At 41.0% G+C, this 26,486-nt stretch carries 21 protein-coding genes; 15 read left to right on the top strand and 6 right to left on the bottom strand.

Annotation, left to right across the window (positions count from 1 at the left end; genetic code table 11):
- Positions 1-53: 53 nt before the first annotated feature.
- From AC1XUO_RS02100 to fmt, 3 genes are all read right to left on the bottom strand, one after another.
- Positions 54-1,031: an alpha/beta hydrolase gene (locus tag AC1XUO_RS02100; RefSeq protein WP_483328099.1), complete on the bottom strand. Its 978-nt coding sequence runs from the start codon at positions 1,029-1,031 to the stop codon at positions 54-56.
- Positions 1,032-1,388: 357 nt separating this feature from the next.
- Positions 1,389-1,901 carry a dihydrofolate reductase gene (locus AC1XUO_RS02095; protein WP_483328098.1) on the bottom strand — a complete coding sequence of 171 codons (513 nt, stop codon included), beginning with the start codon at positions 1,899-1,901 and terminating at the stop codon, positions 1,389-1,391.
- A gap of 792 nt (positions 1,902-2,693) precedes the next feature.
- Complete coding sequence (fmt, locus tag AC1XUO_RS02090) at positions 2,694-3,614, bottom strand: methionyl-tRNA formyltransferase (RefSeq protein WP_483328097.1); 921 nt, start codon at positions 3,612-3,614, stop codon at positions 2,694-2,696.
- Positions 3,615-3,850: 236 nt separating this feature from the next.
- On the opposite strand from fmt, the gene greA reads away from it, so the two are divergent.
- The 5 genes from greA (at position 3,851) to AC1XUO_RS02065 (ending at position 8,359) form a co-directional block, all read left to right on the top strand.
- Entirely contained in the window at positions 3,851-4,333 is a 483-nt protein-coding gene (gene greA, locus AC1XUO_RS02085) for a transcription elongation factor GreA (protein WP_483328096.1), read from the top strand.
- A gap of 156 nt (positions 4,334-4,489) precedes the next feature.
- Positions 4,490-4,792: a hypothetical protein gene (locus AC1XUO_RS02080; RefSeq protein ID WP_483328095.1), complete on the top strand. Its 303-nt coding sequence runs from the start codon at positions 4,490-4,492 to the stop codon at positions 4,790-4,792.
- A gap of 48 nt (positions 4,793-4,840) precedes the next feature.
- Entirely contained in the window at positions 4,841-5,911 is a 1,071-nt protein-coding gene (locus tag AC1XUO_RS02075) for a M42 family metallopeptidase (RefSeq protein WP_483328094.1), read from the top strand.
- Between the two features lie 81 nt (positions 5,912-5,992).
- On the top strand, positions 5,993-7,045 hold the full coding sequence (locus AC1XUO_RS02070) for a PA0069 family radical SAM protein (protein WP_483328656.1): 1,053 nt from the start codon (positions 5,993-5,995) through the stop codon (positions 7,043-7,045).
- 48 nt (positions 7,046-7,093) lie between these two features.
- Positions 7,094-8,359 (top strand): exo-beta-N-acetylmuramidase NamZ family protein, encoded by a 1,266-nt coding sequence (locus AC1XUO_RS02065; protein WP_483328093.1) that lies wholly within the window; start codon positions 7,094-7,096, stop codon positions 8,357-8,359.
- A gap of 250 nt (positions 8,360-8,609) precedes the next feature.
- Here AC1XUO_RS02065 and AC1XUO_RS02060 read toward each other — a convergent pair whose 3' ends face one another.
- Both AC1XUO_RS02060 and AC1XUO_RS02055 read right to left on the bottom strand, forming a co-directional pair.
- Positions 8,610-9,110: a hypothetical protein gene (locus AC1XUO_RS02060; protein WP_483328092.1), complete on the bottom strand. Its 501-nt coding sequence runs from the start codon at positions 9,108-9,110 to the stop codon at positions 8,610-8,612.
- A 640-nt stretch (positions 9,111-9,750) separates the two neighbouring features.
- Positions 9,751-10,095 (bottom strand): hypothetical protein, encoded by a 345-nt coding sequence (locus AC1XUO_RS02055; protein WP_483328091.1) that lies wholly within the window; start codon positions 10,093-10,095, stop codon positions 9,751-9,753.
- Positions 10,096-10,317: 222 nt separating this feature from the next.
- On the opposite strand from AC1XUO_RS02055, the gene AC1XUO_RS02050 reads away from it, so the two are divergent.
- From AC1XUO_RS02050 to AC1XUO_RS02035, 4 genes are all read left to right on the top strand, one after another.
- A complete protein-coding gene (locus AC1XUO_RS02050) occupies positions 10,318-12,471 on the top strand; it encodes a TonB-dependent receptor (protein WP_483328090.1) in 2,154 nt (717 codons plus the stop codon).
- 41 nt (positions 12,472-12,512) lie between these two features.
- On the top strand, positions 12,513-13,166 hold the full coding sequence (locus AC1XUO_RS02045; RefSeq protein ID WP_483328089.1) for a hypothetical protein: 654 nt from the start codon (positions 12,513-12,515) through the stop codon (positions 13,164-13,166).
- Between the two features lie 82 nt (positions 13,167-13,248).
- Positions 13,249-14,316 (top strand): sensor histidine kinase, encoded by a 1,068-nt coding sequence (locus AC1XUO_RS02040; protein WP_483328088.1) that lies wholly within the window; start codon positions 13,249-13,251, stop codon positions 14,314-14,316.
- A 14-nt stretch (positions 14,317-14,330) separates the two neighbouring features.
- A complete protein-coding gene (locus tag AC1XUO_RS02035; RefSeq protein WP_483328087.1) occupies positions 14,331-15,086 on the top strand; it encodes a LytR/AlgR family response regulator transcription factor in 756 nt (251 codons plus the stop codon).
- Positions 15,087-15,093: 7 nt separating this feature from the next.
- Here AC1XUO_RS02035 and AC1XUO_RS02030 read toward each other — a convergent pair whose 3' ends face one another.
- On the bottom strand, positions 15,094-15,300 hold the full coding sequence (locus AC1XUO_RS02030; RefSeq protein WP_483328086.1) for a VOC family protein: 207 nt from the start codon (positions 15,298-15,300) through the stop codon (positions 15,094-15,096).
- A gap of 135 nt (positions 15,301-15,435) precedes the next feature.
- Here AC1XUO_RS02030 and acnA point away from each other — a divergent pair, with 135 nt between their 5' ends.
- The 6 genes from acnA to AC1XUO_RS02000 all read left to right on the top strand — a co-directional run bounded on the left by acnA (position 15,436) and on the right by AC1XUO_RS02000 (position 26,455).
- A complete protein-coding gene (gene acnA / locus AC1XUO_RS02025; RefSeq protein WP_483328085.1) occupies positions 15,436-18,189 on the top strand; it encodes an aconitate hydratase AcnA in 2,754 nt (917 codons plus the stop codon).
- Between the two features lie 193 nt (positions 18,190-18,382).
- On the top strand, positions 18,383-19,069 hold the full coding sequence (gene rpiA, locus AC1XUO_RS02020; protein WP_483328084.1) for a ribose-5-phosphate isomerase RpiA: 687 nt from the start codon (positions 18,383-18,385) through the stop codon (positions 19,067-19,069).
- A 172-nt stretch (positions 19,070-19,241) separates the two neighbouring features.
- Positions 19,242-19,826, top strand: coding sequence for an RNA polymerase sigma factor (locus tag AC1XUO_RS02015; protein ID WP_483328083.1), 585 nt, complete (start codon positions 19,242-19,244; stop codon positions 19,824-19,826).
- 71 nt (positions 19,827-19,897) lie between these two features.
- Positions 19,898-20,917, top strand: coding sequence for a FecR family protein (locus tag AC1XUO_RS02010; RefSeq protein WP_483328082.1), 1,020 nt, complete (start codon positions 19,898-19,900; stop codon positions 20,915-20,917).
- A 186-nt stretch (positions 20,918-21,103) separates the two neighbouring features.
- Positions 21,104-24,703 (top strand): TonB-dependent receptor, encoded by a 3,600-nt coding sequence (locus tag AC1XUO_RS02005; protein ID WP_483328081.1) that lies wholly within the window; start codon positions 21,104-21,106, stop codon positions 24,701-24,703.
- Positions 24,704-24,727: 24 nt separating this feature from the next.
- The gene (locus AC1XUO_RS02000) at positions 24,728-26,455 is read left to right on the top strand and encodes a RagB/SusD family nutrient uptake outer membrane protein (RefSeq protein ID WP_483328080.1); all 1,728 of its coding nucleotides are present in this window, start codon (positions 24,728-24,730) and stop codon (positions 26,453-26,455) included.
- Positions 26,456-26,486 lie beyond the last annotated feature (31 nt).

Here is a 26,486-nt window from a genome sequence, read left to right as displayed (position 1 = left end):
CCAAACACGACGGCTGGCGTTATGTTTGGGATTTTTTGTATCAGGGGATTAAATTATTCTCCCGAGTATAACCATTCCAAAGCTTTTGGAAATTCTTTGCCCCAGCATTCTTCGGAATGTTTTCCTGCCGGATTCAAAGATGCTTTTATTTTAACACGACTATATCCGAATCCCTGATTTTTTAAAGTTTCCTGCAATTTTTCAATATTAGGAATCATTTCAGCACCTTCCTGTCCGCCGCCGTACAAATAAATTCGTGTCTCGAAGGGCTCAAAAAAGTGGATTGCATCAAAATATATTTTGCGGGATATCCATAAGGAAGGTGAAAAGATCATCAGACGTCCAAAGATATCCGGATACATCAACGCTGCGTACATACTCAGCAAACCGCCAACTGAACTGCCGCCCATACCTGTATTCAAACGATCAGGAAGCGTTCGGTATGTTAAATCAATATGTTTTTTAAGCGTTTCAGTAACAAATTTCAAAAATAAATTACCGAAGCCTTTTCCCAGATTTGGATTGTCATAAGGCGAGAATTCCTGAACCCGTTCATCACCACCATGGTCTATCGCCACGATAATGACATTCGCTTTGTCCTCGCCCGCCAACGCAGCCAGGTTTCTGTCAATTTCCCAACTTCCATATCGCGAACCTTCGCCAAAAAGATTTTGCGCATCGGTCATGTACAAAACCGGGTAATGGCGATCTGGCTGGGCATAATAATCATGCGGCAAAAGAACGTGCACACGACGCTCTTTTTTCAATTGCGGTATTTCGAAAGTCTCTGATAAAATCTCGATGATTGGCATTAAATCCAACTTGGTCGATTTATGAAGCTGCCAGCGCGTTACGAAATCTGCGATATTCCCGCTGTTCTTGTCAATATATCGATTGCCGTAAGGCCTTCCATGTCGGTCAAGTTCTACCTGATCCCATCCTCCACGGGTATACTTATATTCCAAAGGAAAGGGAAATCCAAAATCTGATGGAAACTGGAAAGTGTATTGTCCGGGACCAACCTTTTTCATTTGGTAATGAGGAAGGTCTGGAAGCCATTTGCAAAAATTTCCGGTTAAAAATATAGGACGGTTGTCTGAGTCTGATGTTGTTAACGTTATTGTAAGTATTTCTTGTAACGTATCTATTTCTTTGAGCATTCTAAAAATAACACTGGGGTCGTTATGAGGGGTAAATTTACGATAAATTTGTAACGAGTAGTAACAGAATGAATAGTTTAACGATCATTTGCCATCGATTCTTGACGAAGTGATATTGAATGGTGAAAACATGCCATGAATGTTAAAAATAAGGAAAATTTTTCGGCTAGATAATTGAATATCTGAGGGTTTGGAACAAATTTAAATAACTCGTTTCCGTTTTTATGACTAATAACTGCTCTCAGAATTTGACTTTTTAGACATATCTACAAAGTCAAAGGAGAAGTTATGTTTTTCGTCTGCTTCATGGTGTGTCCGCTCGGATTCCTGCCATAATTCCGGATTTTCTATCTGAAAAAAAGTATCTCCGTTCGTTTGGGTATGTACTTCCGTGATATACAATTTATCACAAATATCCTGAACCTGCCGATAGATATCTCCTCCGCCAATAACAAATGCTTCCTCGGAACCGATTTTCTTTGCTTCTTCAATGGCTTCTTCTAAACTATGAACGACGATTGTTCCTTCAAAAGAAAAATTTTTGTCACGGGTAATGATAATGGATTGTCTTCCCGGCAGTGGCTTTCCAATGGATTCAAAGGTTTTCCGGCCCATGATGATTGGATGGCCAAGGGTAAGTTGTTTGAAGCGTTTCAGGTCGTCAGGTAAACGCCAGATGAGCTGATTATTTAAACCTATAACACCGTTTTCAGAAACAGCGACAATGATAGAAAGAAGCATTTATTGGTATCGTTATAAAAATAATTCGTTAGATGTGGTAAATATTTCGGTGCTCTGCACCTTGTATTCGGGATTGGTTCGAACTGGTTTCTACAAATATTGCGGTGCTCTGCACCTTGTATTTGGGAATAATTCGAATTGGTTTTCATAAATATTCCGGTCTTCTGCACCTTGGGATTTTGGATTGGTTCGAACTGGTTTCTACAAATAATTCGGTGCTTTGCACCTTGTATATGGGATTAATTCGAATTGGTTTTCATAAATATTCCGGTCTTCTGCACCTTGGGATTTTGGATTGGTTCGAACTGGTTTCTACAAATAATTCGGTGCTCTGCACCTTGTATTTGGGATTAATTCGAATTGGTTTTCATAAATATTCCGGTCTTCTGCACCGTGGGATTTTGGATTGGTTCGAACTGGTTTCTACAAATATTTCGGTGCTCTGCACCTTGTATATGGGATTAAATCGAATTGGTTTTCATAAATATTCCGGTCTTCTGCACCTTGGGATTTTGGATTGGTTCGAACTGGTTTCTACAAATATTGCGGTGCTCTGCACCTTGTATACGGGATTAATTTGAGTTGATTTTCATAAATATTCCGGTGCTCTACACCTTGGGATTTGCGTTTTTGTTTCAAATTGGTTTCCATAAATGTTCGGAGGTTATACACTTAAAGACTAATGGTGCAGAGCACCTAAATATTTGTAGAAACCGGAAATATCACAATTCTTAAAGGTGCAGCGCACCGTAATAATTTCAATCCCACAAACTGCATATCCTCATACCGCGACTACAATTTCGCCCCCCGCAAAAAATCTCCAACCGCCATTTTCTTTTTCCCTTCCAATTGTAAAACTTCTACGGCAAGCCAAAAATCTCCGGCCCTGAAATGTAAAAATGTTTTATTATCCGTCCTGAACTCTCCGGGATTTCCCGCGCCCGAATCATCCGTAATACTTGTTTTAAAAATTTTACATGAAAGCCCGTTCAGCGTTGTCCATGCGGCTGGGTATGGCGAAAGTCCCCTCACAAAATTATGAATTTTTTCAGCTGGCTGTGTCCAATTGATCTCGCAGGTTTCCCGGAAAATTTTGGGGGCCAGTTTGATTTCTTTTGACTCGTCCTGCGCTTCCTGCGGATAATTTCCGTCCTCAATCGCCTGAACGGTTTTAAGCACGAGCTTTCTGCCAATCTCCATTAACCTATCATAAACCGAGCCCGCATCGTCTTCCGGAGAAATTGAATCTTTCTCCTGGAAAATAATTTTTCCGGTATCAATTTCTTTTTCAATAAAAAAAGTGGTGACCCCTGACTCCGTTTCACCGTTGATCACAGCCCAGTTAATAGGTGCTGCACCTCTGTATTGAGGCAACAACGAACCGTGTAGATTGAAAGTGCCATATTTCGGCATGCTCCAGACAATTTCCGGTAACATTCTAAATGCAACAACGACTTGCAAATCTGCATTTAAAGCTTTTAATTGAGCAATAAACTCAGGATTTTTAAGTTTTTCTGGTTGAAGAACCGGGATCCCCTGTTCTTCTGCATATATTTTTACAGGAGAGGACATTTGCTTTTGACCACGTCCGGCAGGTTTATCTGGCACGGTAATTACGGCAATTACATTAGAATTGCTCTCTACCAGACTTCTTAAACTGGGAACAGCAAATTCTGGTGTTCCCATGAAAATGATTCGTAACTTTTCAGGCATGGATTGTGTTGTCTTTTGACTATTTGGCTTGTAACCATTTACAAATATTGCTATTTTTGTCGTTCATATTTAAAACAATGGAAAAGATAAAAAGATATCGCTGTCGAAAAACTCAGGTTTTCTAGTCTTCTACTACGGGTTGATACGAACTCTTGTAGAACGGTCTTGGAACCGTTCTTTTTTTTTTGCCCAGGCACCAATTTTAATAATCAAAAATATTTAAACATAACTAAGCAATGGCTAAAATTTCATACTATACCGAGGAAGGATTAAATAAGCTGAAACAAGAATTGAACGACATGAAAACCAAAGGCCGTACTGCCATTGCTGCGCAAATTGCAGAGGCTCGCGACAAAGGTGATCTAAGTGAAAATGCTGAATATGATGCTGCAAAAGATGCGCAGGGAATGCATGAAATGAAGATTGCCAAGTTGGAGGAAATCATGTCTACGGCTCGTGTTATTGACGAATCATCCATCGATAATTCTCAGGTAGCTATCCTGTCCAAGGTGAAGATCAAAAACCGTAAAAACGGTATGGAAGTGACATATACGCTTGTTTCAGAAGAAGAAGCGGATTTGAAAACCGGAAAAATTTCCATTGGCTCACCCATAGGAAAAGGGCTTTTAGGTAAGAAATTGGGAGAAACTGCGGAAATTAAAGTGCCGGCAGGAATGATGGAATTTGAAGTTTTGGATATCAGCCGTTTCAGTGAATAGGCTTTAAAACAGACTGAGCTTATTCCTGAAAATAGGAATGAGCTCGGATAAGAAAATGTTGAATTGCTGTATGATTTTTCATATCGCATTTCAACATTTTTTGTTTAACATTGGGTTGGTTTAAGATATGCACAAATGAAATTCAGGGGATATTTAATGACATTTTCATTCCTGTGGGTGGAAGGTATGGCGATTTTTCCTTTTGTTTTTTCAAAAACGAAATCACCTGGAAAAGTTCTTATTCACCATGAAATGATTCATTTGCGTCAGCAGTTGGAACTTGGTTTGTTACCTTTTTATATCTGGTATCTTATCGAATACCTGATCAGGTTGATCCAGTACAGAAAACATTATCAGGCATATTTAAATATTTCTTTTGAACGTGAAGCTTATGCAAATGAGCGCGATTTTGAATATCTTGAGAATCGAAAATTCTGGGGATTTATAAAATATATATAGTAACAAATTTCCATTGACAAAGTAATTACGCAATTCAATTAAAAAAGTATGACCGAAGAAAGTAAATCGTTTTTATACAAGTATTTAAACAACGCTTCCCCGACAGGTTTTGAAGTGTCAGGACAGCAGATCTGGCTGGACTATATCAAACCTTATATCGACGAAGAAATTATTGATGTATACGGAACAGCTGTCGGTGTGATCGGCGGGGGGCAGGATTACAAAGTAGTTATTGAAGCGCATTCAGACGAGATTTCGTGGTTTGTAAATTATATTTCGGATGACGGATTTATTCACGTGCGTCGCAACGGAGGTTCTGATGCGGCCATTGCACCGTCTATGCGTGTCAATTTACATACTGCAAAAGGTATTGTAAAAGGCGTTTTTGGCTGGCCTGCCATTCACGTTCGTGATACCGCAAAGGACCAGGTTCCAAAGGTTCATGAACTTTTTATCGATGTTGGTGCTGCAAAAAAAGAGGAAGTTCTCGAAATGGGAATCCATGTGGGTACCGTGGCAACGTTTGTTGACGGACTGGACGAGTTGAACGAAAAATTTTACGTCGGACGTGCACTGGATAACCGAATGGGCGGTTTTATGATCGCTGAAGTTGCCAGAATGCTGCATGAGAATAATGTTAATCTGCCGTTTACACTTTACATTGTAAACGCCGTTCAAGAAGAAATAGGTCTGCGCGGCGCAGAAATGATTTCCCGCAGGTTGAAGCCGGACCTTGCGATTTGTACAGATGTGACGCATGATACGCAGTCGCCGATGTATAACAAAAAAGAGCAGGGTGATTTGAAATGTGGAAGCGGACCTGTGATCTGTTACGGGCCGGCGGTGCAAAACAATGTGCGCGATTTACTGATCAATGTCGCTGAAGAAAAGAATATTCCTTTCCAGCGTCAGGCGGTGAGCCGCTCAACTGGTACAGACACGGATGCTTTTGCTTACTCCACAGAAGGAATTGCTTCTGCACTGATATCTTTGCCTTTGAAATACATGCATACAACGGTTGAAATGGTACATAAAGATGACGTTCAAAACGTGATCCAGCTGATGTACGACGTGCTTCTTTCTCTGAAAGGAAATGAAGATTTCAGGTATATAAAGTAATATAGAGGGACTGACAAGGGCATGGGATCGTCTTACCATGCCCTTTCATTTGCCCTGAAAAACAAAAAAACACTTCATCAAATGGACAACAGGGCGAGAGGCAGAGGAGCGGGAATCAATACAGATAACAAATTTCGAAAGCAGGAAATTGAATATACTTCGGAAGATTGGATGCAGTGGGAAGAGCCTGCAACCCATCCTAAAACGCTGTTTATAGAGGAGATTTCTAAATCAATTCTGAGCAAATCTGATAGTCCTGATTTGCGGCACTTCAATTCCATAAATCCTTATCGTGGCTGTGAGCATGGCTGCATTTACTGTTATGCAAGAAATTCTCATGAATATTGGGGTTTTTCGGCTGGCCTTGATTTTGAGACAAAAATTGTTGTCAAGAAAAATGCGCCGCAACTTCTGAAAAAACTCTTAAATTCAAAAAGCTGGGAACCACAGACCATTTTCTTTTCAGGAAACACAGATTGTTATCAGCCGGCAGAAAAGATATATCAATTGACGAGGCAAATGCTGGAAATCTGTTTGAAGTATAGAAATCCCGTCAGCATACTTACCAAAAATGCACTTATACTGCGTGATCTTGATATCCTTGAAAAGCTGGCAAAGCTAAATCTAGTGCATGGCGCAGTGTCTATTACTTCGTTAAACGAGGATTTACGGGGAAAATTGGAACCAAGGACGGTTACAGGAATGCGCCGTTTACAGGTTATAAAAACACTGCACGAGACTGGTGTGGAAATGGGCGTGATGACCGCGCCTATTATTCCGGGATTGAATGATCATGAAATTCCTTCCATTATTCAGGCAGCATCAGAGGCGGGGGCAATTTGGGCAGGGTATACGGTTGTCAGATTAAACGGGGCGATCGGGGAGATATTTGATGAATGGATCAACCATCATTTTCCCGATAAGGCATCAAAGGTTTTAAATCAGATCAAAGAGTGTCATGGCGGGCAGGTGAGTGATTCCCGTTTTGGACTTCGTATGAGTGGCGAAGGCAAATATGCTGAGCATATCAAACAGCTTCATGCACTTGCATGCAGGAAATATTTTGGTGATAAGGAACGGAAGGAACTGGATACGTCACTATTTATCAAAGGGGGACAAATGAAATTATTCTGAAAAAAGATTTATTTGCCGAACCATCACATTTTCTAAACCTATTAATCTATGAAAAAAACAATGCTTGCCCTGAGCTTCTTCATCTGCGTTGGTATAGTTACCAGTAGTTGCGCAAGTTCTTCTGGAAATAAAAGTCCCTTTCTGGCGACTTCTGATTCGTTAGAAAAAAATATAAATCCGGTGGCTAAAACAGTGATTACCGGTGCTGACCAGACTTCGGAATACCTGAAATATTTGAAAGGTAAGAGAGTCGCCATGGTTGTGAACCAGACTTCGATTATTGGAAAGACGCCGAGTGTCGACAGCTTGCTGGCTTTGGGAGTCAACATTGTAAAAATATTTGGCCCTGAACATGGTTTCCGAGGAAATGCCAGCAACGGGGCAAAAGTGAGCGACGAAAAAGATCCTAAAACCGGAATTTCTGTCATATCGTTATATGGAAAATTGAAAAAACCAAGTAAGGAACATTTGGCTGATGTTGATCTGGTTATATTTGATATTCAGGATGTTGGGTGTCGTTTTTATACCTATATCAATACGTTGGACCATGTGATGGAGTCATGCGCGGAGCATAATAAGGAGCTTATGATTCTAGATCGTCCCAATCCGAATGGTTATGTTGTTGACGGGCCGATCCTGGAAGATCATCTTCATTCAGGTATAGGTATGCACAAGATTCCGATTACGCACGGGATGACGATGGGGGAGTTTGCACAAATGCTGAATGGTGAAAAATGGCTGCCGGGACAATTGCAATGTAAGCTGAAAATCATTAAAGTGGCTAACTATACACATGATACGCCTTATGAATTACCTGTTTTTCCTTCACCGAACCTGAATAGCCAGCAATCGATTTTATTATATCCAAGCATCTGCCCTTTTGAAGGAACAATCGTTAGTCAGGGAAGGGGCACCTATATGCCTTTCGCGGTTTTGGGTGCTCCATTGTTAAAGGGAAAATATGATTTTTCATTTATGCCCAAAAGTATTCAGGGTATGAGCGAAACCCCGCTGCATCAAAACCAGGATTGTTATGGTCTTGATCTGCGGAAATATGATGTTTCGTCTTTAAGAAAAAGCAAACAGATCAATTTGAAATGGCTTATCGAAATGTATAAGGCCTATCCGGATAAAGCGCGATTCTTTGATATGTCTCAAAGTAAACAAATGGGGAATTTCGACAAACTGGCAGGAACTGAGAATTTGAAGAAACAGATTATTGCGGGAGTTTCAGAAGAGGAAATCAGAAAGAGCTGGGAACCCGGTTTGACTGACTACAAAAACATGCGCAAGAAATATCTTTTGTATCAGTAAAAGGCTGACATTTCTTAAAAAACAAAACACCCCTGAGGCACTGTCCCAGGGGTGTTTAACTTTTACTCAACGTGATAATATATTTTTTTATGCGATTTCGGACTGAAAGTTAATTCTCCATATACGTCTAAGGCGGATTGATTGGATCGATCCGCCTTAAAAAAATAGTAAAAAGATTTTTTAATTTAATGAATGTACTGATTATCAGCTGTATATAATTTGGTTGTGGGATATTCGTTGTTGGTAGCGTTTAAAATTTTGCAGTCAGAACTCTGGGATCGCAACCTACCGCGGCATTATTCACGAAGCCTACGCTGACATTTGTTATTTTTGTTGACTTCCCTGGTGGCAAATCTTTTTTAATGGTGATGGTCTTTGTGGTTAGTGCTTCCTGCGTGTCTGAAAGATACTTAAACTCTACATCTACACTTTTCGCAGCACGATTGGTTTTATTCTCAATCTCCATGTTATGGATTGCAATCCCACCAACAAGGTGCCATTCGTTTTCGATGATCTTAAATTCTTCCTGAAATTTCGGTTTTTCGGTTACCTGAGCCAGTTTTGCTGAATCTTTTTCGTCTAATACCGTCGTTACAGAACTAACTTCTTTGTCCTTTTTTAAAAAATCAAGCTGATTATAATAGTAGAGGATATAAATAAATACCAGGATAGGAACAATCGCACTAATCCATTTAAGCCACTCGATTGCTATTTTTCTGAACTTCGAATTTTTACGTTTTCTTGACGGCATTTGTTTGAAATTACGTTGAGAATTGCAAATAAAAGCATCCTTCATAGTAACAATACTATAAATCCCGAAATTTTACTCAAAAATTTTTACAGACCCGTCCTGATTCAGCAAGGAAGCTCTTGCTGGGGCTTATCAGAAAGTGAAATAATTAATTTCCAATCTGTAAAGTATCGTAAATAATCGACGAGGATTAGCAATTCAAACCATCAACCTGCTACGGACTACCACCATACATATTCCAACAGGTTATATAGTATGATGAGCAGTACCAATAGTCCAAATAAAGAAACAACAAATCCTTTTTTTTTATTGAACACAGACTCGTTTTGCTGTGATTCCTTCATCATTAATAAATGTTGTAGAGGTAATGCTCCAAAGCTATTTTTTAGAGACTTATAACTGGTAATCCAAATCAAAAATTGCATGCTGTAAATCGGTAATGTGTGTATAGATGTTATCTAATGGTGACACAACATTAAGTTTTTCTACACAAGGTTACAAACCGTTAACTAAGTAGTATAAAAATTGTCAGATTATTGAATTGTTTCGAACCTGTTGTAGCAATGTTTGTGAAATATATTGTAGTGATATTTTTATTGAAAACGCTGCTGGTTCTTTTTATGGTAATTCTTTATTCAATTCACGGTTTTGGATTCTTTCTGGCAGTATCAGGATATACAACTCCTCCTGTGGTGATCGTTCTTTTCCTTTTTCGGACATAACTTGCTGTGGTATCAATACCAGGCCTTCCTGTACTGCTTCTGCTACCGTCCACGGACCCATTAGAATTAACATTTCCGTTGTCATTAAGAACCGGAGCATTTTCCTTTACTACCGGATCTTTTCGCAGATCAACACGTTTAGAGGTATCCATAACCGTAGTTCTTTTTGAGGTTCTTTTTTTATAAGAATCGCTTTTTTGAGCAAAGGTTAACATCGGGGCGAGGAAAAACGCAAGTGTCAAGATCAACTGTGACTTTTTCATAATTGTTTGTTTTTTTGAAATGCAGGACTAGATGAACTGTTTATTGAATATGAAACACTAAAAATATTATTCCATGATTACGGCATGGGGTGAGAAGTAAGGCAAACAACTCAGTAACCGAATTCTCAACTTCGGCTAAAAAAAAATAAGTTTCGGTAAGGCCGGATTGATCCCTATCAGCGTAGTCTTCAAATTTGATCATAATCTAAACAGAAGATCAGAATGAAAACGCTGTTCGTTTCGCTAACGCTACTCTTAATCCATTGCTCCGTTCTAGGTCAAACTATGGTTTCCGGGAAAATTTCTGACCAAAAAGGCGGAGGTATCCCGGGAGCAAATGTTCTGATAAAAGGGACTTACGACGGAGTGTCTGCGGATGAAAACGGGAAATTTAACTTTGAAACTACCGCTTCCGGTAAGCAGATCGTATCGTTTCAGGCGTTGGGCTTCAAGACACAGGAGATAGAAATTATTTGTTCGAAGCAGCCATTAATTCTTCAAATTTCCCTTTCTGAAAGCATAAATTTGCTAACGGCCGTAACAATCAGTGCAGGCGCCATGGAGGCCAGCGATGTGAAGAAATCGGTGGTATTGAAGCCACTTGATATCGTGACAACATCCGGAGCGATGGGTGATATCACGGCTGCTTTACTGACACTCCCGGGAACTTCCACCGTTGGAAATGACGGCAGGCTGTTTGTCAGAGGAGGCGACGCTTCCGAAACCAGCATTTTTATCGATGGGTTACAAGTTGGAAATGCCTACGGCAGCACTGCCGCAAACGTGCCCACGCGAAATCGTTTTAGTCCTAATTTATTCAAAGGCTCTTTTTTCAGTACGGGCGGCTATTCCGCAGAATATGGGCAAGCACTTTCGTCGGCGCTGTCGTTAAATACATTGGATATGCCGTTGAGAAGTCAGGGCGATCTCAGTATTATGTCACTGGGCGGAGGTTTCACTCAAACTCTTGTCGGAAAGGAAAATGCGGTTACTGCCTCAGCCAATTACTATAATCTTGGACCATACCAATCCCTGGTCAGCCAGAAATTTGACTGGGAGAAAAGCCCGGCCAGCTGGGATACCGAAATTTCTTTAAAACAAAAATGGGGTAAATCAGGATTTGTAAAGGCGTATGCGCACACCGAGGGAAGCTCAATGACGATTTGGCAACCGGTACCCGGCGAGCCAGGCAGGGGAGATCGCGTTCGTATCAACAATCGTTATTCTTACGGAAATGTTTCATTTCGTCAGACTGGAAAAAATGATTGGTCATTTTACGGGGGACTGGCATATTCTCATAATCGGGATCTGATCAATTTTAACTATCAACCGATGCGCCAGATTAACGAAGTTGGCCATGCGAAAGTAGTGGCGACAAAAGATATTAATCCACAGTTTTCTCTGAAAAATGGCGTTGAGTGGTATCTGAAATCTTATTCAGAAGAATTAATTGATGACAAGCGGACGCGCGATTTGCATGATCATCAGTTCAATCATTTTCTCGAAGCAGATTATTATTTCAGCAACAGGCTGGTTTTCAGAGGAGGTTTGCGCAGCGGATTTAGTTCTGTCGCGAAACAATACTGGCTTGATCCTCGAGTTTCTCTTGCATATAAGCTGGATAACCAGGGGCAATTTTCAATTGCCGCCGGTAAGTTCCACCAGCTTCCTGATGAAAAATTGAGAGTGTTGCAAAATAATCTGCAGAATGCAGAGGCAAGTCATTTTATAGTTAATTACTTCATTGTCAATAATAACAGGACTTTACGTGCGGAGGCTTTTTATAAAACCTACGAAAATCTGGCTACTTACAGCGGCACTGACCAAGCCCCTCTCAGAATCGCACAGGCTGGTTCAGGTTATGCAAGAGGTGCTGATATTTTTTACCGGGACAAAAAAACGATCAGGAATACAGACTTTTGGGTGACTTACAGTTTCGTCGACAGCAAGCGAAAATATTCTGTTTACGAATCGAAGGTGCAACCATCTTTCGCGCCAAAACATAACGGATCAGTTGTTTTAAAACATTTCGTAAGCAGCCTGAAATCACAGCTTGGAACTTCATGGTCGTGGAACAGCGGTTATACTTTCAGCGACCCCAATCTTCCTGGGGAAATGCAAAGCAAAACAAAGGCGTATAGCGATCTGAGTATCAGCTGGAGTTATTTGCCAAAGCCTAATATGATCCTGCATTTGGCATGTTCCAATGTGCTGGGAAGAAACAATGTGTTTGGTTATAGATATGCCAGTCAGCCAGATGAAACAGGCTTTTATGACAGAATTGCAACAGGGCAGGGGGCAACGAGAATGATCTTCGCAGGGCTCTTTATCACACTTTCAAAGGATAAAACTGCAAATCAGCTGAACAATCTTTAATGTCAATTTTTTCTTATTACTAACTTTTACATCCGGAAATCATGAAAAAATCATTGTTTACAATCATCTTAATCTTTGCCATTATTGATTCTGTTTTTGCGCAGGAAACCCCTTACCAAAAGGTTATGAAAACTGAAATTGCCAGACTGAATCGCGCTGATTCGCTCAATAAATTCCAGCAATCCGCTAATGCATTTTCTAGAATAAGTCAGTTGAATCCGACGGAATGGTTGCCATTTTACTACGGTGCTCTGGCATACATTTACCAGGGACTTGATAATTCCATGTCGTTGGAGAAAAAGGACGAAGCGTTGACTAAGGCAGAAGAATTAATCAAAAAAGCAGAGGTGATTTCTCCGGATAATGCTGAGATAATCGCGCTGGAAGGCTTCAAAGTAATGGCGGAAGTGAGTGCTGATCCGGCAAGCAGAGGTCAAAGTTTGTCAGGAAAGGTGATGTACAATTTTGGTAAAGCCATGAAAATTGACCCTAAAAATCCAAGAGCCGCCGTACTAATGGCGCAAATGGAATTTGGTATGGCGAAATTTTTCAATTCCGGTACAGAAAAAGCCTGCGATTTGGTTAAAGTAAGTCAGCGTTCATTTGAAGCTCAAAATGAAGAAACATTAAAAGCTGCATTGATGCCAACCTGGGGGAAATATCTTGCTGATCAATTGTCAAAAGTATGTCAGTGATTCCAGGGATTTGCAGTATCAGGATATGCCTGAATTGGAATTAATCTCCAAAATTACATTCTTTAAGAAAAATACGCACTGTATGTCACCTACTTCAAAAGGCACAAAAAAATTCTGGAATTTTTCTTCTTCTTTTTTTGGGGTGAATCTCATTATTGCCGCCGCAATTACCTTTAGTTTCTGTCCCTCTTGTCTTTTGAGTAAGGAAGGTTTGATCCGTTCGATTGATAATCTGATCAGCTCTTTTTTGGTATCATGCGCTTTAAGTTACGGTGGTTTTCTTTTTGAATACTATTTTGACCGAAAAATGCCGTGGATAAAATATCCTGTTCAGAGATTAATTCTGGAGACTTCCGGATACATTTTATATGTTTTTATCACCAGCATAATTTTATCTTTTCTCTTCGGAACCTTCGTATATCACTCAATAGATATGCAAAATATTCCGTGGGACGAGCTTATTTCTGACACAATCATACCTTTGAAAATCTCAATTGTAATTTCGGTCATATTGATCAGCCGATCATTTTTGCTGGAATGGCGGAAATCGGCGATTGAAGCTGAACAATTGAAAACGGAGCAATATGCCCGGCAATATCAAACATTAAAGGACCAGTTGAATCCACATTTCCTGTTTAATTCTCTAAATGTTCTGAGTAATCTGGTGTATGAAAATCCGGATACAGCTGTTAAATTTATTCGCCAGCTGTCTAAGATTTATCGATATGTTTTAGAAGTTCAGCAGGAAAAACTAGTCAAACTTTCCGGCGAACTGGAATTTGCTGAAAACTTTCTTTCACTTCAAAAAATACGCTTTGAGGAAGGTTTGTTATATCGTATTGATCTTGGCGAACAATTGGACTTTTTCCTGCCGCCGCTTTCTTTACAAATGCTTTTAGAGAACGCGATAAAACATAATATTGCGTCGCAGGCAAATCCTCTGGTAATCGACATATTGATCGAGGGAAATAAATTGGTTGTGAAAAACAATCTTCAATTGAAGAGCAGTTTATCGGAAGAGTCAACGGGAATCGGCCTTTCGAATATTAGAAAAAGATATGAATTGATGAGTAGTGAGCCAATTGATATAGAAGAATCGCTCACTTCATTTGTTGTAAAATTACCTTTGCTAACTGCGAAGGAATTATAAAAACTGATTTCAAAATGACAAAAATACTGATCATCGAAGACGAAAACCTTGCGGCGAAGCGGCTGGTGCAATTGATAAAAGAAATTTTACCGGAATGTGAAATTTTCGGGAATTTCGATACAATCACTTCCGCTGTTGAATGGCTGAATAATAATGGACAACCTGACTTGATATTTCTGGATATTCAACTGGCCGACGGGATAAGTTTTGAGATTTTTGAACATGTCAGGGTTACATCTCCAATCATTTTCTGCACCGCATACGATCAATATGCGATCAAAGCCTTTAAGCTAAACAGCATAGATTATTTATTAAAACCTGTTGATCCGGAAGAATTAAAAAATGCCTTGAACAAATTTCAATCAGGGAGAAAGGCTCCGGAGATAACGCTTGATCAAATTAAAACTTTGCTTCAACCGGTTCAGAAAGTATATAAAAACCGTTTCCTTGTAAAAATCGGTGAGCGAATCCAAACCATTGCTATCGAAGAAATTTGCTATTTTTATAGCGAAGACAAAGTCACTTTTCTGATGACAAAACACGGGAAAAAGTTTATTGTCGATTACACACTGGACGAGGTTGAGACGCTGCTGAATCCGGAAAGTTTTTTTAGGTTAAACAGAAAATACATCAGCGCCGTCGACGCGATCAAAGCAGTTTTTACTTATTCGAACAGCCGGTTGAAAATTCATTTGGACCAGTGTGCTGATAATGATATTCTGATAAGCCGCGAAAAAATGCAGCCTTTCAAAAATTGGCTGGGACAATGATCTTTTTTCATTGCGGCGAGTATCTGACAATATCAATGTCAATTCCGTTTGGATCTTCAGTGGCAAAATGCCGGTCGCCCCGCGGCTCATCGCGCAAATCGATCTTTATTTCAATACCCTTCTTTTTTATGTCCGCATAAATCTTGTCCACGTCATCTACTTCGATCGTGAGATACATGCCTTTCCCCTGAAATAATGTGTTCGTTTTAAACACTATACCCTGACAATATACATTGACTTTGAGGAAAACTTTTATGTAGATTGCGAAGTAAGCATCTGAGACCGGTAACCTGCAATGGTATAGTTATTGAGTCAATTAATATTTTGCAAAAACTAAACTTTTTTCACCATGCGTCAGGATTTTCTGGATATAAAAAGATCACTCAATTTAAAGGATAAGTGCCTCAATTTTTACAGTTTGAAAGCTTTGGAGCAGAAGGGGACAAATGTGTCGGCTTTGCCTTTTTGTATACGCGTCTTGCTCGAAAATGTTCTGAGAAATTTTGACGGAAAAGTTATTACAAAGGAACATGTTGAAACGCTGATCAACTGGACGCCAGAGCCGAATGATAAGGAAGTCCCGTTTATGCCTGCCAGAGTTTTGATGCAGGATTTTACAGGCGTTCCGGCCATTGTCGACATAGCATCATTAAGAGCAGAAATGGAAAGGCAGGGGAAGGATTCATCGAGAATTAATCCGCTGATTCCGGTCGATCTGGTGATTGACCATTCAGTTCAGGTCGATTATTTCGGAAATAAGGATGCTTATGAGAAGAATGTTGAAAAAGAATATGAGCGGAACAGCGAACGTTACCGGTTTCTTAAATGGGCGCAAAAAGCTTTTGATAATTTTTCAGTAGTGCCGCCTGGAATGGGAATTTGCCATCAGGTAAATCTTGAATATCTCTCGCAATGTGTGGTTGAGCGGGACGGTGTTGCTTTTCCGGATTCGCTCGTCGGAACGGATTCGCACACGCCTATGGTCAACGGTCTGGGTATTGTGGCCTATGGTGTCGGTGGGATCGAGGCCGAAGCAGCGATGCTTGGACAGCCCCAGTTTTTTGCCGTCCCGGAAGTGATTGGTTTGAAATTGTCCGGTAAACTTCCCGTTGGAACAACTGCTACGGATATGGTTTTAACGATAACCGAATTGCTCCGAAGAACCAAAGTCGTCGGCAAATTCGTTGAGGTTTTTGGGGATGGATTAAGCTCACTATCGGTTCCTGATCGGGCAACGATTGGAAATATGTCGCCGGAATTTGGCTGTACAATCACATTTTTCCCAATTGATGAAAAGACGATCCAGTACCTGGAAAAAAGCAATCGTCCGCGGGAGGTAATCGAGTTGACAGAACTGTACGCGAAGGAAAATTTGCTTTGGCGGGAAAATGAAGATGCCATAAATTACAGTCAGGTTGTCGAACTTGATTTAAATACAATTGCTCCTACGATTTCCGGACCGAGCCGGCCGCAGGATAAAATTTTGCTTTCACAGGCAAAGGATATGATCTCTGGTATATTAGAACAGAAATATTCCAGAAAGTACATACGCTTTGAAGACAGGCCATTAAGTACCTGGGCAGACGAAGGTGGCAACGTGGAGCCAGCTCAGGTCATAGAAAATGATCAAGCGGAAATGCGTTTTGCGGAGGTAAATTACAATGGAGAAAGATTTTATCTTAACGACGGTCATGTTGTCGTAGCCGCCATTACCAGTTGTACCAATACATCAAATCCTGATGTCATGATCGGCGCTGGTTTGCTGGCGAAAAAGGCATTGGCGCGAGGTCTGAATGTGAAGCCCTGGGTTAAAACGAGTCTGGCTCCGGGTTCGAAAGTGGTGACTGATTATCTTAAAGAATCAGGATTGCTGGAAAGTCTGGAAGCGATGAAATTCAATGTGGTTGGTTATGGCTGCACATCCTGCATCGGCAATTCGGGTCCGTTGCCAGATCCTATATCCGATGCCATTGTAGACAAAGACCTGATCGTGGCGGCGGCACTTTCCGGCAACAGAAATTTTGAAGCGCGGATACATCCGCAGATTAAAATGAATTTTCTGATGTCGCCATTGCTGGTAATCGCTTATGCAATAACCGGCAGGATGGATATAGACATGGAGGAAGAACCTCTGGGATTTGACCAAAGCGGAGCGCCAGTGTATTTGAAAGATGTCTGGCCGTCGCAGGAAGAAATTGCCGGGGTTGTTGATCATGTTGTCAAAAGGGAATTTTATCAAAAAAGTTATAGCGAAATTTTTGATGGAAATGACCTTTGGAAGAATTTGGCAGTGCCTCAGGATAAGGCATATCAGTGGGACCCGAACTCAACTTATGTGAAGGAAGCTCCGTTTTTTGTTGATATTTCTGCTGAACCGGATATGATTCAGCCCATTGCTGATGCCCGCGTATTGCTTATGCTGGGCGATTCTGTAACAACGGACCATATTTCCCCGGCAGGGTCATTCAGTACAATTTCTCCCGCGGGTAGGTATTTGCTTAGCCGCGATATTCCCTACGAAGCGTTTAATTCTTATGGATCGAGAAGAGGGAATGATGAGGTGATGGTACGTGGTACGTTTGCCAATGTCCGAATAAAAAATAAGCTGGCTTCGAAGGAAGGCGGATTTACTACCTATTTCCCAACTGGTGAGGAAACGACGGTTTATGACGCTTCTCTTGAATATAAAGCAAATGGAACGCCGCTGATTGTCATTTCGGGTAAGGAATATGGGAGTGGTTCATCCCGCGACTGGGCAGCAAAAGGCACCTATCTGCTTGGTATAAAAGCTGTAATTGCAGAAAGTTTCGAGCGTATTCACAGAAGTAACCTGGTTGGTATGGGCGTTGTACCATTGCAGTTTTTTGATGGAGAAACCGCAGAGACTATCGGTCTGGACGGAACCGAAAAATTTACGATCAAAGGTTTTAACGATTCCATCAAACCGAATCAGCATCTGGTCGTTTCTGCGCTGGATATGGATGGAAACTACAAAACTTTCAGTGTTCGATGCAGGCTGGAAAGCAAGATGGAAATTGACTATTACCGCAACGGAGGAATTCTTCAATATATGCTAAGACAATTCATAGATAGTGAAGTATAGCAAATTTTTTTCATATTGCGTATATACCAAATAGTTCATTTTGTGGGACAAAGTTACTTACAGTGAATTTTTGTAAAATGTCAGACTGGCGATGTCTGGAAGATGAAACTATTATGTACAATTCTGTACAATAGTTTCATCTTCATTTTTTAATTGCAATATTTACAAGCCTCATTTTATATGAAATTTGAAGATGAAAGATTTAAATAACGAAAAGAAACTGGCAGCAAAAGAAGCTGTCAGATATCTTAAAGATAATCAGATTATTGGCTTGGGATCTGGCTCTTCCGCGGTATATGCCATACTGGAAATTGGAGAGCTTGTAAAAAATGGTTTGAAAATAACCGGTGTATCAACATCCTCAAAATCAGAAGAACTGGCCAGGTCGCTTGGCATTCCAACGGTTGATATTTCCTCAGTAAGTTATATTGACGTAACGATTGATGGTGCTGATGAATTTACTTCCGATCTTTATTTGATAAAAGGCGGAGGAGCTGCGCTGCTGAAAGAGAAGGTTGTAGCTTCTTTAACGAAAGAGGAAATCATTATAACAGATTCGTCGAAAAAAGTTGAGCTTCTTGGAAAATTTACAATTCCAATTGAAGTCATTAAGTATGCTGCGAAATATGTTATGAGCCAAATTACTCAACTTGGAGGAAAAGGAGAGCTTCGGCTGTTAGAGAATGAACCGCTTCTGACCGAAGAGGGTAATTATATTATTGATGCAGATTTTGGATTGATCGCTGACCCTGCTTATCTGGCGACCAGGCTTAGCGAAATTGCCGGCGTTGTCGAACATGGATTATTTATAAACCTGGCTGCCATAGTCATTATGGGAAATAATGATTCTACTATAACTTTTTCGAAAACTGACATCTGAACCGGAAAAGCTGCATTTTTAAATTTTCGGGTAATAAATCTTCGTTAAATTTATGTTAAGAAAGTAAAAAAAAGAGAAAAATTACTTAATCTGAAAACCGATGGTCAGCGATAATATTGACCGAACTTTGCGAAAAAAGTATAATAAATAATAGGACTCAGGAATTAAGGTTATGGCAACAGTAAATTTTACCTATTCCGACGAACAAATTCTTACACGCATTCAGGAGCATAACGATGAGTCAGCTTTCACCATGCTGTACGATCGTTATTTCCGTATTTTGTTTAATTATACGTACAGTAAAGTCAACGACCAGTTTGTTGCCCAGGAAATCGTCCAGGAATTATTTGTCAGTATCTGGCAACAAGGTAACAGAAGTAAGGTCAATTCCTGCCGCTCCTATTTATTTTCCTCGGTTAAAAATCTTATTATATCCTATTACAGAAAGGAATATACCCGAAAATTTCATTATGATCGCTGGCAACTGCATAGCGAAGATTCTGTAAATCTGACCGATCAGGGTGTCCTTACTTCTGATCTGCAAATCCGTTATGAAGAAGGGCTTCATCTTTTGCCTCCAAAATGCAGAGAAGTTTTTATGCTTAGCAGAAAGGGGAATTCCAATAAAGAAATTGCGCTTCAATTAGCAATTTCCGAAAAAACAGTTGAGCAGCATATCACAAAGGCAATCAGGGTTTTAAAGGAATATCTTAAAGAGCATTTCGCATACGCGCTCATTCTCGTCAGTTTTTATTAAATTATTTTTTGATACCGACTAAGGGTTGACCCTTTGGCGCGCGACTTAGGAATTGTAACATTCGCTAAGCCATGATGCCTGATCATATCTCACCCAAACTTCTTGACAAATATCTTAACAATCAGTGTACGGACGACGAGCGCGAACTGGTCGAAAAATGGTTTGCTTCCCTGCGCGGAGAATCTGATTTCCTCGGTTCTTTGCCAGCGCATGAACAGCTTAAATTGCAGAACGAGACCTTCTCCAAGATACAAACTCAATTAAACTTTGGTAGTGCGCCGGAGGTCAGGAAATTTCCGTTGGGCTGGATCACCTGGCTTGCCGCATCCGTTTTACTGGTTTTTGGTATTTATTTTACCTACAATTTTAATAGTAAACAGGAAATTTCTATTGCAAAACAGATTGAGCGGAAGGGAGCGGAGCATGTTATTAAATTTATAAATCAAGAACCCCGGGTCGTCAAACACCAGCTTCCTGACGGGAGTTCTGTCTGGATGCATACAAAATCTTCCATTCAATATCCAAAAGAATTTGATCATGACAAACGGCTTGTGACATTCACCGGCGAAGGTTTTTTTGATATAATAAAAGATAAATCCCGTCCTTTTTCCATTCAAAGCGGAGAAATGGTGATCAAGGTTCTGGGTACCAGTTTTAATGTGAAAGCTCCCACAGAACAAAAGATTTTCCAGATTTCCGTAGTCACCGGCAAGGTTGAAGTATCAGCTCCTGATAAGGATCAAAAACAGCAGCTGGTCGTATTAACGCCAAAACAGGAGGCATTTTTTGAAACCGCAACCAAGCGGTTGGTTTCTGCCGCCATGGCTCCACAGATGAAAAAGGAGATTTATGAGCCAGTTACCGTTGTTTTCAAACAAACTCCTTTAAATCAGGTTATTGAACAGCTTGAAAAACGTTTTGATATCAAAATTAAGTTAGCGAATCCTGGACTGTCATCCTGTCGGGTCAGCGGAGATTTTGAAAAACAACCCTTGCCGGGTATCATGGAAATGCTTTGTACCACCCTTGAAGCAAATTACACGATGTCAGGGAAGATAATCATGATCGATGGATTACCGTGCAACGAGTGATAAACAAAAAAGTTAACCAAACTTAAACCATGAAAGACAACTACCTGATCCCGCCGTGAAATAACAAAAAACCGGGAGTGTACCACCACCCCCGGATCAATCTTATGGCCTTTGTTGAATCGTACCACCGAAACAAAAGGCTCATGTATCCCAACAGTGCTTTAACTATTAAGACAAATCAAAATTATGCAAAATTCAGTACGTAACAAGCCTCTTAACTGGCAAAAGATAATGCGCATCGGATTGCTACAATGGATATTGGCCGTTTTACTTGCAGGTATAAGTTATGCAAGTGAACTTTCGGCGCAGTCGGTATTAAGTAAAGACGTGACGCTTCGGATCAGCAATGTCAGGCTGAATGAGGCGCTGGAACAGATTCAGGCAAAAACAAACACGAAATTTGTTTACAGCAGCCGCGTTTCTCTGAAAGAGATTGTAACCATCGATGTAAAAAATCAGAAACTCTCCAAAGTTCTGGATCAGCTGTTAACGCCGCGGGGGATTAATTATAAGGTGATCAACGAACAAATTGTGCTGGCGAGGGAACGGGTCCAAAAGGAAGAAACGGTCATTGAATCGCTCGAAAATAAGTTGCATGTTTATATGGCAAACCGGGAGATCCGGATCAAAGGAACAGTGAAAGCCGGAGATGATAACGGAACTTTGCCGGGCGTGAGTGTCATTGTCAAAGGTGGCACCAGCGGGACGACTACAGATAACGACGGCGGTTTCGAACTGACGGTTCCAACGACCGAGAGTATCCTGGTTTTCAGCTTTGTCGGGTACATATCTCAGGAAGTAACCGTCGGAGGCAGATCGGTCGTAAATGTTACGCTGGCTCCGGATACCAAAGCTCTAAACGAACTTGTTGTAGTAGGTTACGGTGTCCAGAAAAAGGTTAACCTTACTGGTGCCGTGACTCAGGTTCAGGCGAAAGATCTGGAAAACCGTCCGTTGAATAATATGTCACAGATACTTCAGGGCATGGTACCAAATTTAAATATAACGTTTTCGACTGGTCGTCCCGGGGAGGGCGGGAATTTGAATGTCCGTGGAGAAACTTCTATTAATGGCGGCGGGCCGTTGGTGTTAATCGATGGTATTCCTGGCGATATCAACCGTATTAATCCGGGAGATGTGGAATCAGTTTCTGTCCTGAAAGATGCGGCTGCTTCTGCAATTTATGGCGCACGTGGAGCCTTTGGCGTAATTCTCGTGACCACAAAAACGGCAAAAAGTGGTAAGACAAATATTTCATACAGCAATAATTTCGGCTGGTCAACACCGACGGTAAGTACAGATTTCCTGACCAATGGTTACGAGCATACGATGTTGAACGATGAAGCTTTTAAAAGGGCAACTGGAAATACGTACACGCGTTATTCGGATGAAGATTATAAGGAACTGGAAGCACGGCGCTATGACAAAACCGAAAATCCGGCACGCCCCTGGACGGTGGTGAAAAATGTAAATGGAAAAGACATTTACAACTATTATGGAAGTTATGATTGGTGGGATACGATGTTCACGACGACTGAACCGTCTCAACAACATAATTTAAACTTGTCGGGAGGTACTGAGAAAATCAATTATTTCCTTTCGGGATCTGCCTTTTCGAAAGACGGGATTATGAAGATCAATACGGATAAGTTCAATTCGTATACGTTACGCACAAAGGTGAATGCCCAGCTGACTCCATGGTTAAAAGTAAGTAACAATACTCAGTATTTCGATTCAAGATATAAGTACCCGGGTTTGGAAGGCGGGGCAAATCAGAACTTTGTCGGCATAACGGTCCATGCACTTCCTATCTACGCACCGCGAAATCCGGATGGAACGGCGACTTACAATACGCTGAAAAATAATTATTCTATCGGAGATGGATTATTTGCCAATCTCCTGAAAGGCGTAGCAGGCGGAGAGAAAAAAGTGCATGAGCTGACAACGATCAACTCATTAACCATTGATTTTACAAAAACATGGAATCTTGTTGCCAATCATTCCTATTCATTTTATATCGCCGACGACTGGTACCGTTCTGCGGTTGCGCAATACTCAATTCAGCCTGGAATTTTAGCGCCTGTCCCAAACTTTAATACAGATCAGCTCAGAAAAACTTTCTGGTTTGATCCGACCAATGTTGTCAATGTATTTTCTACCTTTAATCACAGTTTGGGAAAACATTATATCGGAGTTACTGCCGGTATCAATTATGAAACGAAAAAACATCAGCGGCTTTTTGGCGCGAGAAAAAATCTGCTCTCTGAAAGCCTGAATGACCTGGATCTTGGAACAGGCGAACAGCTGGCGACGGGAGATTCTTACCAATATGAATTATTTGGTGCATTCTTCCGCCTCAATTACGATTATTTAGGGAAATATCTTTTGGAAGTAAATGGTCGTTACGACGGAACTTCCAGATTCGGAGCTGGCAGACGCTATGGATTCTTTCCGTCGATCTCCGCCGGTTGGCGCGTTAGTGAAGAGAAATTTTTCGAGCCGATCCATGATGTTGTGAATAATTTCAAAATCCGAGCTTCTTACGGAACGCTTGGAAATCAGCTTCCATCCAACTCGAACTCTGCCAGTTTTTATCCTTACATATCGATTATGCCGACGGCTCAGTCGAACTGGATTAGTAATGGACAGAAGCTTTCTTATGTAAACAATCCCAATCCGATTTCGCCTAATCTGACTTGGGAAAAGGCGACTACATCAAATATCGGCCTGGATATTGATTTATTAAAAAGCAGATTGAATGTAGTATTTGACGCATATATCCGTAACACTACCGATATGCTGATCCCTGGAAAAGTTTTCCCAGCTGTTTACGGAGCGCCGGTTCCCACCCAAAATGCAGGTGATCTGCAAACAAAAGGTTTTGAGCTTTCAATCGCCTGGCATGACCAGGTGAAAGTTGGAAGAAAAGTGTTGGCCTACAATGCATCGTTCATTGTTTCTGATACTAAATCAAAAATTACGAAATATGATAACCCAAACAAGATTTTGTCAAGTTATTATGAAGGGCAGACGATTGGAGATATATGGGGGTATTCTTTGGACGGGTTTTTCAAAACAAACGATGAAGCACAGGCCTATACAGTAGACCAGTCGCTTGTGAACAAACAACGCCTGAGCGCGCCCGGAGAGTGGAACAAATTACAGGCGGGTGATATCAAATTTGTGGATACCGATGGAAACGGGAAAATCGACCAGGGAGCAAATACGCTTTCTAATCATGGTGATTTAAAAATCATTGGTAATAACAGGGCACGTTTCCGTTATGGATTAAATCTGGGAGCTTCCTGGAATGGCTTCGACCTTTCAACCCTGACTCAGGGAATTCTTCGCAAAAACTGGTATCCGGGGAATAATGCAGATAAATTTTGGGGACCATATTCCCGTCCTTATTATTCTTTTATACCAAAAGATTTCCAGAAAGATGTCTGGACGCCCGAAAATCCAAACGCATATTTCCCAGTGTTGAGAGGATATACCGCGCTTAACGGCGGTGGCGATTTGAATGCTCCTAACGATAAATACATTCAAAACGTAGGTTACCTGCGTCTGAAAAATGTTGTTATCGGTTATACTTTCCCCGAAGTATGGACAAGAAAAATAAAAATTCCGAAAGCCAGAATTTATGTAAGCGGCGAAAATTTGCTGACTTACACGCCGCTTAGGTCGAAATACATAGATCCTGAACAGTTTGACGGAGACGGTACCAACGGCAGAACCTATCCATTATCCAAAACCTTCTCCGTCGGTCTGAATCTCAATTTCTAAACCCGGACTTAATAAGATATCATTATGAAAAAAATAATATTAATGATCGCCGTTACCTTCAGTTTGGTAGCGTGTGACCTCGATCAGCTTCCGATGGATGCTATTTCGCCAGAGACATTTTTTAATACCGAAAATGACTTGCTGCTTTATACCAATTCTTTTTACAATGCACTTCCATCGGCAGAAGATGTGTATAATGAAGATGTTGATAATGTCGTAAAAAATAGTCTTCGTGATGAGTTGCAGGGAACCCGGGTGGTCCCGACAAGCGGGGGAGGATGGAGCTGGTCTACTTTACGGAATATTAACTATTTTCTGGCCAATTCCGGAAAATGTCCGGATCCAAAAGCGGTAGCAAAATACAATGGTCTTGCCCGTTTCTTTCGTGCCTACTTTTATTTCGGTATGGTGAAACGTTATGGCGACGTTCCCTGGTATTCACAGCCTATTGAAGAAAAGGACGGAGAATCGCTCACCAAAGCGCGTGATCCGCGTGTGATGGTGATGGATTCGGTAATGGCTGATCTGGAGTATGCGATTGCTAACCTTGATGCAGCCCGTCAGGTAAGCACGATCACAAAATATACGGCACTCGCTTTGAAATCCCGGATTGGGCTGTATGAAGGAACATTCCGGAAATATCATCCTGAATTTAAACTTTCAGGATCAGATAAATTTTTGGATGCAGCCATTTCTGCTTCCGAAGATCTGATGAAAAACAGTGGATATACCATTTACAAAGCCACACCATCAACCGCATATCTGAAATTCTTTTCTTCTGATAATGCGATTGCCGATGAAGTAATATTGGCCAGGGATTTCAGCGATGAATTGCAGGTTTATCATAACCTGAATTATTACACGATGACTGCTTCTTACGGAAAACCAGGATTGGAAAAGAAACTGGTGAACAGTTATCTGATGGCGGACGGCTCCCGGTTTACTGATGTGAAGGGTTATGAAACCATGCAGTTTTTTGACGAGGTACAGAACCGTGATCCTCGCTTATCTCAAACAATCCGGACGCCAGGTTACACCCGAATCGGTGAAACGGCCCAGCTTGTTCCGGAGTTCGGGGCGACAGTCACTGGTTATCAACTGATCAAATTTGTTTCAACTTCCAAGTGGGACACATTTGGCAAGGACATCACGGACATGCCGATTTTCCGATATGCAGAAGTGTTATTGAATTATGCAGAAGCGAAAGCAGAAAAGGGCACTTTGACGCAGGATGATCTGGACAAATCTATAAAACTAATCCGCGACCGGGTTGGTATGCCGAATATCAATTTATCCGAGGCAAATAAAAATCCTGATCCTTACCAGGCGCAACAATATTCGCAGCTGAGCGGAAGTAACGTTGGCGTTATCCTCGAAATCCGCCGCGAGAGAAGGGTAGAACTGGTGATGGAAAACTTCTTCCGCTGGGACGATATTATTCGTTGGAAAGAAGGACAACTATTGACCAAGACCTATAAAGGTATGTATTTTCCAGGCGCAGGAAGTTACGATCTGGACAGAAACGGCAAGGTCGATCTGATCATTTATGAAGGTGAAAAACCATCAGCCGCCGGCGCGCAGATCCTGAAACTGGGCAGTGAGATTTTACTGGAAAATGGAAATAAGGGAGGGAATATTGTTGTCAACGGCCACATAAATAAAAAGTTTAACGAGGCCCGGGATTATCTGTATCCGATAGCAACGCAGGAGCTTTTACTAAATCCAAAACTGGTCCAGAATCCTAACTGGTAACCTCGATAAAGTGAATACCTGGATTTTAGTA

The sequence above is a fragment of the Dyadobacter sp. HNCC25DJ186 genome, assembly GCF_056895235.1.
This window is presented reverse-complemented; position numbering and strand designations above follow the sequence as displayed.

Coding starts and splice junctions, on each gene's coding strand:
- AC1XUO_RS02040 (WP_483328088.1), top strand. CDS start 13,249: ATGTCACCTACTTCAAAAGGCACAAAAAAATTCTGGAATTTTTCTTCT.
- AC1XUO_RS02100 (WP_483328099.1), bottom strand. CDS start 1,031: ATGAAAAAGGTTGGTCCCGGACAATACACTTTCCAGTTTCCATCAGAT.
- rpiA (WP_483328084.1), top strand. CDS start 18,383: ATGAAAGATTTAAATAACGAAAAGAAACTGGCAGCAAAAGAAGCTGTC.
- AC1XUO_RS02015 (WP_483328083.1), top strand. CDS start 19,242: ATGGCAACAGTAAATTTTACCTATTCCGACGAACAAATTCTTACACGC.
- fmt (WP_483328097.1), bottom strand. CDS start 3,614: ATGCCTGAAAAGTTACGAATCATTTTCATGGGAACACCAGAATTTGCT.
- AC1XUO_RS02010 (WP_483328082.1), top strand. CDS start 19,898: ATGATGCCTGATCATATCTCACCCAAACTTCTTGACAAATATCTTAAC.
- greA (WP_483328096.1), top strand. CDS start 3,851: ATGGCTAAAATTTCATACTATACCGAGGAAGGATTAAATAAGCTGAAA.
- AC1XUO_RS02050 (WP_483328090.1), top strand. CDS start 10,318: ATGAAAACGCTGTTCGTTTCGCTAACGCTACTCTTAATCCATTGCTCC.
- AC1XUO_RS02045 (WP_483328089.1), top strand. CDS start 12,513: ATGAAAAAATCATTGTTTACAATCATCTTAATCTTTGCCATTATTGAT.
- acnA (WP_483328085.1), top strand. CDS start 15,436: ATGCGTCAGGATTTTCTGGATATAAAAAGATCACTCAATTTAAAGGAT.
- AC1XUO_RS02095 (WP_483328098.1), bottom strand. CDS start 1,901: ATGCTTCTTTCTATCATTGTCGCTGTTTCTGAAAACGGTGTTATAGGT.
- AC1XUO_RS02055 (WP_483328091.1), bottom strand. CDS start 10,095: ATGAAAAAGTCACAGTTGATCTTGACACTTGCGTTTTTCCTCGCCCCG.
- AC1XUO_RS02080 (WP_483328095.1), top strand. CDS start 4,490: ATGACATTTTCATTCCTGTGGGTGGAAGGTATGGCGATTTTTCCTTTT.
- AC1XUO_RS02070 (WP_483328656.1), top strand. CDS start 5,993: ATGGACAACAGGGCGAGAGGCAGAGGAGCGGGAATCAATACAGATAAC.
- AC1XUO_RS02060 (WP_483328092.1), bottom strand. CDS start 9,110: ATGCCGTCAAGAAAACGTAAAAATTCGAAGTTCAGAAAAATAGCAATC.
- AC1XUO_RS02005 (WP_483328081.1), top strand. CDS start 21,104: ATGCAAAATTCAGTACGTAACAAGCCTCTTAACTGGCAAAAGATAATG.
- AC1XUO_RS02035 (WP_483328087.1), top strand. CDS start 14,331: ATGACAAAAATACTGATCATCGAAGACGAAAACCTTGCGGCGAAGCGG.
- AC1XUO_RS02065 (WP_483328093.1), top strand. CDS start 7,094: ATGAAAAAAACAATGCTTGCCCTGAGCTTCTTCATCTGCGTTGGTATA.
- AC1XUO_RS02000 (WP_483328080.1), top strand. CDS start 24,728: ATGAAAAAAATAATATTAATGATCGCCGTTACCTTCAGTTTGGTAGCG.
- AC1XUO_RS02075 (WP_483328094.1), top strand. CDS start 4,841: ATGACCGAAGAAAGTAAATCGTTTTTATACAAGTATTTAAACAACGCT.